This is a genomic window from Streptomyces sp. NPDC060205 (genome assembly GCF_042728395.1).
Lineage (GTDB): Bacteria > Actinomycetota > Actinomycetes > Streptomycetales > Streptomycetaceae > Streptomyces.
Genome location: NZ_JBHWZP010000371.1, coordinates 1 through 8,755 on the forward strand (window position 1 = coordinate 1; position 8,755 = coordinate 8,755).

Below are 8,755 nucleotides of genomic sequence, written 5' to 3' on the forward strand. Positions count from 1 at the left end.
CCTTGCTGTTGTCGACGGCAACTGGTTAAAGCGGCTGACTGATCGCGCGCCTGTACGTCCTGCCTCACCGCACCGACCTGGTCGAGAAGCACACGGCTCCGGAGGCCGCTTGAGTCTCGGACATGTACGCAGGCCACGGCCGCTTCACGCACCGATGACAGGCGACCAGTCCACCAATAGTCCACAGACTCGGCATGCGGCTCACCCTGATGCCCGAGCGGCGGTGTCAGCAGAGTTGCTGACCGCTTCCGTCGTCCGCTAGCCGATGCTGCGCTACGGCCCGGGCTGAACCACCGCTTACGCTATTTGCTTCGTCTTCGAGTACCAGCCGGAGGCGTCGGCCAATCTCTGCCGCGACCTCAACGGCTACCGCATTTCCGAGCGCGCGCATGGCCGCCGTCCTGGTGCCGGGAATCTCATAGTCATCCGGGAAGGTTTGGATTCGGGCGGACTCTCGCACCGTGAGGTAGCGGACTGAGTCGTCGTGGAAGCGGATCATGGCTTCGCCGCCTGCGACACCGTGGACGCCGGCTTTGAGTGTCTTGGCGGGCCAGTCAATCCATCCGCCGCGATGGCGGTCGTAGACCCGTGCTCCGGGGATACCCCGATGGTTTAGAACGGTGGGGGTATCTACATCATCTTTCGGCGACGGCAGATCGGATATTGCGTCCCGAGTTGTTCGCCATGCGACTTCCTTTTCTGCCCAATCGCCTGTGCTACGCAGCAGCTCGACACGCGATCGATATCGTTCCGGAATGTCCGGCATTTCAATCTCGTGTCGCTGCCAGTATGTCCCCGTGATCCATTGCTCACGAAGCAATTGGTCCTTAGTGTGCGTTGGTTGCACGGCGGCCCATCGGTCCACGCCGGGTAGATCTGTTCTTATGCCAACCAGGAAGACTCGTTTGCGGGCCTGAGGCACGCCAATATCGGCGGCGTCGATCACCTGCTTGTGGACTCTATAAGCGAGACCAGGTCGTTTCGTCTTGAGGATGCGGTCGTGGTGGGTTGTCCAATACTCGTCCTTATTTCTTGGCCTGACAGACGGCTTGGTCAGCCAATCAGCGATATAATCGTAATATGGCTTGAAAGAGGGGCGTAGCAGTCCGGGTACATTCTCAAATACAAAGCATTTGGGCCGGAGGATACGTACGGATTCTACGGAAGCCGGGAACATGTTCCTTTCGTCGTTCTCGCCCGCGTGAGCTCCACTGATCGAGAAAGGTTGACAAGGGGGGCCGCCAGCCACTAGGTCGATGCCTTCCAGTCCGAGACTGGGAACCTCTTTTAGCCACGTACGGACGTCAGTCTCGCGAACGTGTTCTCGTTTCCACAGATCCGGAGAACGGTCCGCATTCGTTCGCAAAATGTGGCATGCTCGCGGGTCTTTCTCGATCAATTGCTCGTGCTCGAAACCCGCATTGAACATTCCTATGGCCATGCCGCCACCGCCAGCGAACAACTCTACCGACCGTGGCATCTAGACTCCTTGTCATAGCTTGAGTGAGACCGGATAACGCCTGTTCGATGGTTACTCACCGTGGCATCTCAGCGCGGACTATCTGGAAGATTTCCCCCACGACTTCGTCGAGGTCTCGTTTCAACCGTGACTCGAAGACTCGGTAGACGGTCCAACCAGCTTGAGTGAGTGCCGAATTAACCTCGGCATCCCGTGCCATGTTCTTGAGTAATTTAGCGCGCCAGAAGTCCGGATTGTTCATGCGGCCGAACTGCGCTTCGAAGCTGGGCAGTCCTCTGATTCGCCAGGCATTACCGTGCCAGAAATCGCCGTCCACGAACACGACTAGCTTCGCCCCGGGGAAGGTGATGTCAGGCTTGCCCGTAAGCGTGGTTCGGATACGGTAGCGCAGGCCGCGACGCCACAGTGCGCTCCTGAGTGCGACCTCCGGCTTGGTGTCCCGATTCCGTACAGCCGCCATGATGCGGCTCGTCACAGCGGGATCGCGCACGGCCGTACCTCCAAGTTCGTGAATGAGTTTAGCTGTCTGGTAGCCGCAGTGTTGGTACCTCTCGGTTCGCGGACGTCGTCCGGGTCGCACGTGTGGTGATCACCCGGAGATCGAGACCAGCGAGCTGGCAGACCCTCTCATAACGCAGCCGCTCGCTCTCGGTGAGGCGTTCTCCTTGTAGCAGGTTGATGACCGCGACGGGGGACGGTAGCCCGTCAACGCGTGCATTGAGGCCAGCCCATACCAGACTCTTGAGGTTTCGTGGGTTACCCCAGATCATCAGCATCTGGCGGCGGCCGTCGGTCACTTGGCACCGGTTAGGCTTCTCCTGCAAGGTTCCGCCCAGCACCGTCCAGTCCTCTCCCAGAGCGATCCGGGCTATGTCGTAGGCGCTTGGGAGCGGGGTGCCCGCCAGGTCCGCGTACGGTCCGATCCCGCTGCGTGCCCGGTTGTAATGCTTCATCGGCACGTCTTTGATCCACATGCGCGCACGCTCGCGGGGCATGTAGCGGGTCAGAACGCCGCCCAACTTCTCGTCGTCAACCCAGCGGTCGTACCAAGCAGTGCGGTCTACCGCGCTGAGGCCATCCCAGCCCAGTTCATCCGCTTTGCGGTAGATATCTCTGATTACCTCGCGCCGGACGGATTCCGGAATTTCGCTCATGCTTGCCCAAGCAGTGATTCGGGATCGGGGAATTGGAGGCGGTGCTCGTCGAGGGCGGTCTCCAGGCTCGCTGCGTCCTTGATCCATTCTTGCATGAGGCTCTCCGCCCGAGCGTCAGTGAACTCAAAGCGTGTGCCCGTCGGGGCCAGCCGCAGCGTTTCGAATTCGTCTGCGGAGACTTGCTCGCGAAGGCTCATGATCGCCGCAACTCTTCTGATGTCGCTGACGAAGTCCAGGGTCTCGACGTGGCTCTTTCCCTCGCGGAGTCGCAGCCCGCGGCCAAGCTGTTGGACGAAGATGCGTCGGCTGTGTGTGACGCGCGCGAAGCACAGGATGTTGACGTCCGGGATGTCGACCCCTTCGTTGAGGATGTCGACAGCGGTGATGATGGGGATCTCGCCCTGGCGGAAGGCCATGAGCCGCAGCTGTCGATCCCTGCGATCCAGGCCGGCGTGGACCGCCTTCACGTTCTTCCACTGGGGGACTTGGTTGAGTAGTTTGGCTAGGCGCTCGGCATGCTCGACGGTGCGGCAGAATACTACGGCCCGGGGTTCCTTGATATGCGCCCACGTCTCGATGAGTCGATCGCGGATCGCTTCATCGCGTTCGGGTAGAAACAGCCGGGCGTTCAGATCCCTTACGCTGTAGTTGTGTTGGCTTGCCGTCTGGACAAAATCCCAGTCGATATTGTCTGTAAAGAGTCGGTAGCGAACTTCAGCGAGGTAGCCGAGCCTCATGCCGCCGTCGATGCCCAGGGTGTAACTGGGCTCGCCGAAACTGTTCCGGATGTCAAATCGGTCTCCGCGCCAAGGCGTTGCCGTCACTCCAAGTCGAGGCACATCGACCAGGCGGTCGAGCAATTCGGCGAAGTATCCATCTTTGGACACATGGTGCGCCTCGTCCACCATGACTAGCGCGGGCTTGTAACCGCTGCGCACGTACGTGAGCGCGGTGGCCACCGTGGCGCACGTGATGCCGCGGAGATCATCCGGTTTATGGTCGCCGGTCAGCAGCTGGGTGCGTGCGGCCTTGGGCACGTGGAACCAGAGTGCGCGCTCTAGTTGTTCAACGAGATCTTTTGTATGGGCGACGACAAGGATCTTGTCGGATGGGTGAAGGCGTAGATGGCGTGCGACAATCTCTCCTCCGATCACAGTCTTGCCCAAGCCGGTCGCGAGGATCAACAGGGCACGACCCGTGCCCTCCAGGTCCTCCACTAGCCGCTCAAAAGCTTTGGCCTGATACTCGCGCAGGGGGCGTTCTGGTAGCCGTTCAGAACACAACTGATCGCTGTTGTACAGGTCGACCAGCTCGCGCCCCGACCAGAACTCGATCGGATGGCCCACTCGGCGCAGCGCTTCGCGCCGTTCCTCGCTCTTCGGGCCGAATCTGGCATTGGTGACAACCGCCGCTCGGTGCGTTCGATAGAACGCCTTCGCGTTGATGACCTCGTCGATCGCGCTCGGTGCCACCGTGCCGCGTGCCTTCCACTTCGCCTGGAAGACCCAGCGCTGGCCGTTGAGCGTCCCGAGGATATCGCCGCCGTGATCGTTTGGGCCATCGACGTTGACTACATCGGTGAAGCCGAGGTGCAGCATGAGCCGCTCAACCTGCCGTGGAAAGGCTGCAGGACCGATGTCCAGAAGGAAATCGGGAGCCATGAAGGATGAGCTCACGTCGACTCCTCATCGGCTATCTCTTCTTCGATCACGTCGAGTGTCATGCGCATCATCGCGAGATCGAGGCGGGTCTTACCACTGATGTTGCTCAGGAATGATCCCGTCACCTCAAGCAGTCGTCCAAGGCGCTCGACCTGGGCATCGCGAGCGTCGGGGTCGTTCCACGTCGACCAAGTCGTGGAGAAGACGGCGCCATCCATCACCAGCTCGGGATGTGCACGGATGATTGCGGCGATGCCCTCCGCGGTGATGTGTGCGATGAAGTCGCCGTTCCCGGTGGCTACGGGCCATACCAATCGGGGGTCCGCTCCGGCGGCGTGCTTCTCCGCAGTCTGTTTCTCCGTGGCAGGGAGGCTCGCCCACAAGGAGGCGGCACGGGCAGCGCCGACCCGTTGGATGCCCTCTCGCACCCGGCCGAGCAGGGCGCCCGCCCGCTCTCGTAGGGCCGCGTCGGTAAACCGCTGATCCGGGAATTGCTGGGTGACCTCGGCAGCGACACGTGCGGCGCTGTCATCGGTGCTGGCGAGTGCGCGTAGTGCCTCTGCGATCTCGATGATCGCGTAGTCGCGGGGATCGCGCCCGAATTCCCTGAACACTGGATGATCTCCGTGGACGAACACCTCAATTGCGTTGCCGCGCAGGGTGTGCGATACGCACGGGGTCGGCCGGCCTGAATGGTCCAGGAGCGGCTCAGGTGTGACGTACACCGTGACCATGCGCCGACCCAGGGTGGCCACGGACACCGCTCCGCTGAGGTCGGTCAGCCGACGTGCCCCGGTACGGTATCTGGCGAAGCGCTCATCCTCTGTCTCCGGCTGGGGCGGCGGCGTGGTGGCGTCCGGCGAGCTGCTCGTCGTGCTGGCAGAGGAGTTCCCTAGCCCGAGCCCTGTGCGGCTGAGTAGATCGTCAGACTGCTCTTGAGTGTCGCGGGCGGAACCACGCGACGGCGGTGGGGTGCTGGCTCCGCCCCCGGAAGGAGCTGGGCGTCGGCCCCGCTTGATCTCATCGTGTTGTCGCGCGGCCTCGTACCATTTCTCATCGGTGAGGAATTCGGCGAGCCCCTTACGGAACGAGCCTGCCCACTCTCTTGCCAGCTCGTGAAGCGAGTTCTCTCCATTCCCAGGTACAAGGTTCTTGAGGCCCGGTTCATTTCTACGGAAGGCGTTGAACAGACGTCCTACGTACGAGTCGTTCGGCGAGTACCCATACGCTTTCGCTTTGTTCGGCTGGAGGGGGCCCTCTCCGCGAATTTTGTGGACGGCGGTGATCCAGTCCCGGGAATCTCTTTTGAAGTCGTTCTTCTGGTAGGTCACGGGCACATGGTCCAGATGTATCTCGCCCACAATTCGGCCGCCCACCGTAGCGCCGAGCTCGATCGGATACTCGGTCAGAGTTTCCCCTGTGTCGGGGTGCTCCCACTCGAAGAGACTTCGATCGGAGATCAGGATCTTCCGCCCATTCCTGAGGAAGTCGATACCAAAGTCGCTGGTGTGCAAATAGCGCTGGATGCCCACCCAGCCGATGATCCGGCGTTCTCGAAGCTCAAGGTTCGCGCTGCCGCACTCGACACAGGTCTCTAGAGATATGCGATGCCAGTGACCACAATCTTGGCATGCCCAAGCCGAAGGCAAGGAGATATCAATCGGTTGGATCGCCTTCACGTCGGTACCTCGATAGGTCACCGATCGCTGGGCGTCCCAGACACACGGCAAGCGCGGCCGCACAAGAGTGTTGTTGACGAATAGCCGAAAGCCTCGCCCCTTAAGTTCGGCCCCGGGAAGCTCTGGAAGAACGTCCCCACCGCGGAGCAAATAGGAGTAAACCTTGCCCAGTTGCTCCCGAATGGTGGACGGCAGCTGCGGGCGACGCAGGGCGGTTCGTGTGTCGGGCCGCAGTTGACGCACAGTGATCTCGGTCCCGTGCATCGTGGGGTCATCCTTGGGTTCACGCCGCAGCGGGGCCTTGAATTCGCCATGCTGCTGCATGTCAAGGAAGTTGATTTCCGCAATCAGCCATTCACGATCACCTGATCGGGTAGTCCGTACCTCGGTAACGGATCCCAGATTAGCCGTCGCGATGTTGAACCCCATGCCAAACAGTCCGAGGCTTCCGTATCGGCTGTTCTGGCTGTAACCAGCGCGCAGTGCGAGTTGGAATGCCTCCAGACCCATGCCGCGCCCGTTGTCCGCCACGCACACGATCTCGTCGCCCTCGCGGGTGGTGCCGGACTTCGGCAACGTGACACGAACATAGGGGGGGTCGCTCACATCTCGGTCACCATCTGACAGGAAGTCGTCAAATGCGTTATCGATCAGCTCCGCGAGGCATTGCCACGGCTTGTAGGGGATGTCGCCAAGTACCTCAAGGAGCCGTGGCGACGGTGTCAGGTCCAGGCTCTCTGCGTATGCCTCGCTGGCGCCAACTGACACGCAAACCCCTCCGTCTTCGGCCCTGGACACTGCCCACTTGAGTCCCACACCCCTGGCAGCACCGCCTCCACCATGCTTGCGGCAAGGTTACTCACTCGCAGTGCTCTGGTGAGTGGAGTCTGTGATGTTGGAACCTCGGTCAGTGACGGGTCCGCGATGAGTTGCGCTGCTTGCCACCGTCAGTAGGCGCACTGCACGGTCTCGTTGAGTTTCGGCGTTGTGCGAGCGGAGCCCGCGAGGGCGGCGGGGTCTGAATGGCTTAGCCAAGCGCCGCTGCCCGGCCCTGGAGCACCAGTTTGGAAGATCGCGTATGCGGATGCGGACTGACGTGGCGGAACGATGACCTGCACGTTACCAACTCGCTGGCCGGCGTTCCCCGTTGTTCCCCGCCGGTCGCTGCTCGATCGGGCCCGCACATCATGCGGTGCGCCGGCGCGACGGGTTCACCGGGTAGTGGATCGACTCCATGGACCCGTACAGCCACGATATCGGTGACGATGAGGGATCGGCCCGGCAGCTTCGTCAAGCGCCAGCGGAAGGCCTCTGGGACGTCTTTGGCGGGCAGTTCCACCATGGCTAGGCTGACCCACCGGTCGTAGTTGGTCGGATGCATGCTGATCGGCGCTCCGCACTTGGGGCAAGTTGGCGGCTCGATCCATGCCACGTCGTCGGGATCAGGCTCAGGCCGTGGTGCAGCTGTGGCACTGTCGACTTCGGCCATCTCGTTCGCGAGGAGGTTCCAGGCCGGCTCGCAGAGTCTGGCCATGAGGTCGATCCGACCTCGATCGCGCACGGTCGTGCTTGGCTCTCCACGGCGATGGCATAACCACTCTTGATCCCCTAATGCCCCTATGTATTCGAGTGTGAGTGAATCTGGCTGTATTGCAGTAGGTAGCGATTCGGCTTCGTTCGGTGACTAGTTGGCTGGCGCGTGGGGGTGTGTCGGATGCCAGGGGAGATGTGCGAGTCAGCTCACGGCCAGGAGAAGAGACCACAAGATTCCCGCGAGGGCAGGGATCGTGTAGGCGATGAACACGGCAGCCTTGGGGCCTCGTAGGTGGATGGCGGCCTGGGTCTCGGCGAAGTCGCTCACTGTGGCTGCGAGCCTGGCTCGAAGTGCGTTCGTGTATCGGATCTGTCGATGGCCGACGTAGATCCAGATTGCGGCCAATACGATTCCAAAGGCTGCGATAACGTGGGCCGTGACGATGCCGCTTGGGTGCTGATCGGTCTCGTTGCTGGTCGATAGGATCGCTGTGTAGGCAACCAGCTGTAGCGACTGGGCAACGAGGAACAGGTTCCCTCTTTGCATGATCATGTTGTCCTCATGGAGGAAGTACGCCCAGAGTCGCGAGTGTGCAGTCGCTTCCTCGGATGTCGCAGGGTCGCCTGCTTGTGGGCCCATGGTTCCGTGCTGCCCGGTCCTCGCCACGCCGATGCCTGAGGAGCAGCGCATATCTCTCAGGGCATCTGTTGGCTGGCTTGCTACAGCTTTCGGCGTGGAAGTGGCCAATCTGACCGAGCCGGTCTCCGTGGGGCTATCACGCGTTGAGCATGGAGGGTTGAGAGCTGGCAGTCCGACGCTTTCGCCAAGCTCGCGCAGTTGCAGTTCTACGCCGATCGAGCTGTGGCCGCTGCTGCTTCCGCCGCCTACAGCGCCGCCTGGTCGTGGGGCCAGTACGGCGTACATAACGCTCCCGACGACCCAAGCTTCTACGAGCGACAGGAGAAGTTCGATGAGGCTGAGCTTGAGATGCTCCTCCTTATGCGACAGAGCCTGTCAATCCCAGAAGCTGACCTGACGCTCCGACCTCCCGGCCGCAGCTACCCGGAAGATCAAGGCGGAGACGACGGATCAGATGACGAGAGCTAGATCTTCTCTGCGCTAACTTTCATAGGCTCGGGGCTTGGCCGCGATCTTGGCGAAAGCGTCGGACTGCCAGCTCTCAACCCTCCATGCTCAACGCGTGATAGCCCCACGGAGACCGGCTCGGTCAGATTGGCCACTTCCAC

Annotated in this window: 7 protein-coding genes; all 7 read right to left on the bottom strand. The window is 61.4% G+C overall.

Features of this window, described 5'->3' with window-relative positions; genetic code table 11:
• Positions 1–226 precede the first annotated feature (226 nt).
• On the bottom strand, positions 227–1,480 hold the full coding sequence (locus tag ACFWGJ_RS38090) for a DNA cytosine methyltransferase (protein ID WP_387333543.1): 1,254 nt from the start codon (positions 1,478–1,480) through the stop codon (positions 227–229).
• 55 nt (positions 1,481–1,535) lie between these two features.
• Positions 1,536–1,970: a very short patch repair endonuclease gene (locus ACFWGJ_RS38095; protein ID WP_387333544.1), complete on the bottom strand. Its 435-nt coding sequence runs from the start codon at positions 1,968–1,970 to the stop codon at positions 1,536–1,538.
• Between the two features lie 28 nt (positions 1,971–1,998).
• Complete coding sequence (locus tag ACFWGJ_RS38100; RefSeq protein ID WP_387333545.1) at positions 1,999–2,634, bottom strand: hypothetical protein; 636 nt, start codon at positions 2,632–2,634, stop codon at positions 1,999–2,001.
• Positions 2,631–4,310 carry a DEAD/DEAH box helicase family protein gene (locus ACFWGJ_RS38105; protein WP_387333546.1) on the bottom strand — a complete coding sequence of 560 codons (1,680 nt, stop codon included), beginning with the start codon at positions 4,308–4,310 and terminating at the stop codon, positions 2,631–2,633. The genes ACFWGJ_RS38100 and ACFWGJ_RS38105 overlap by 4 nt, the downstream gene beginning before the upstream one ends.
• Positions 4,307–6,742, bottom strand: coding sequence for an ATP-binding protein (locus ACFWGJ_RS38110; RefSeq protein WP_387333547.1), 2,436 nt, complete (start codon positions 6,740–6,742; stop codon positions 4,307–4,309). Before ACFWGJ_RS38110 ends, ACFWGJ_RS38105 begins: the two co-directional genes overlap by 4 nt.
• A 259-nt stretch (positions 6,743–7,001) precedes the next feature.
• Complete coding sequence (locus ACFWGJ_RS38115; protein ID WP_387333548.1) at positions 7,002–7,508, bottom strand: DUF6083 domain-containing protein; 507 nt, start codon at positions 7,506–7,508, stop codon at positions 7,002–7,004.
• A 201-nt stretch (positions 7,509–7,709) separates the two neighbouring features.
• On the bottom strand, positions 7,710–8,060 hold the full coding sequence (locus tag ACFWGJ_RS38120; RefSeq protein WP_387333549.1) for a hypothetical protein: 351 nt from the start codon (positions 8,058–8,060) through the stop codon (positions 7,710–7,712).
• Positions 8,061–8,755: the final 695 nt, after the last annotated feature.

Coding starts and splice junctions, on each gene's coding strand:
- ACFWGJ_RS38090 (WP_387333543.1), bottom strand. CDS start 1,480: ATGCCACGGTCGGTAGAGTTGTTCGCTGGCGGTGGCGGCATGGCCATA.
- ACFWGJ_RS38100 (WP_387333545.1), bottom strand. CDS start 2,634: ATGAGCGAAATTCCGGAATCCGTCCGGCGCGAGGTAATCAGAGATATC.
- ACFWGJ_RS38120 (WP_387333549.1), bottom strand. CDS start 8,060: ATGATCATGCAAAGAGGGAACCTGTTCCTCGTTGCCCAGTCGCTACAG.
- ACFWGJ_RS38115 (WP_387333548.1), bottom strand. CDS start 7,508: ATGGCCAGACTCTGCGAGCCGGCCTGGAACCTCCTCGCGAACGAGATG.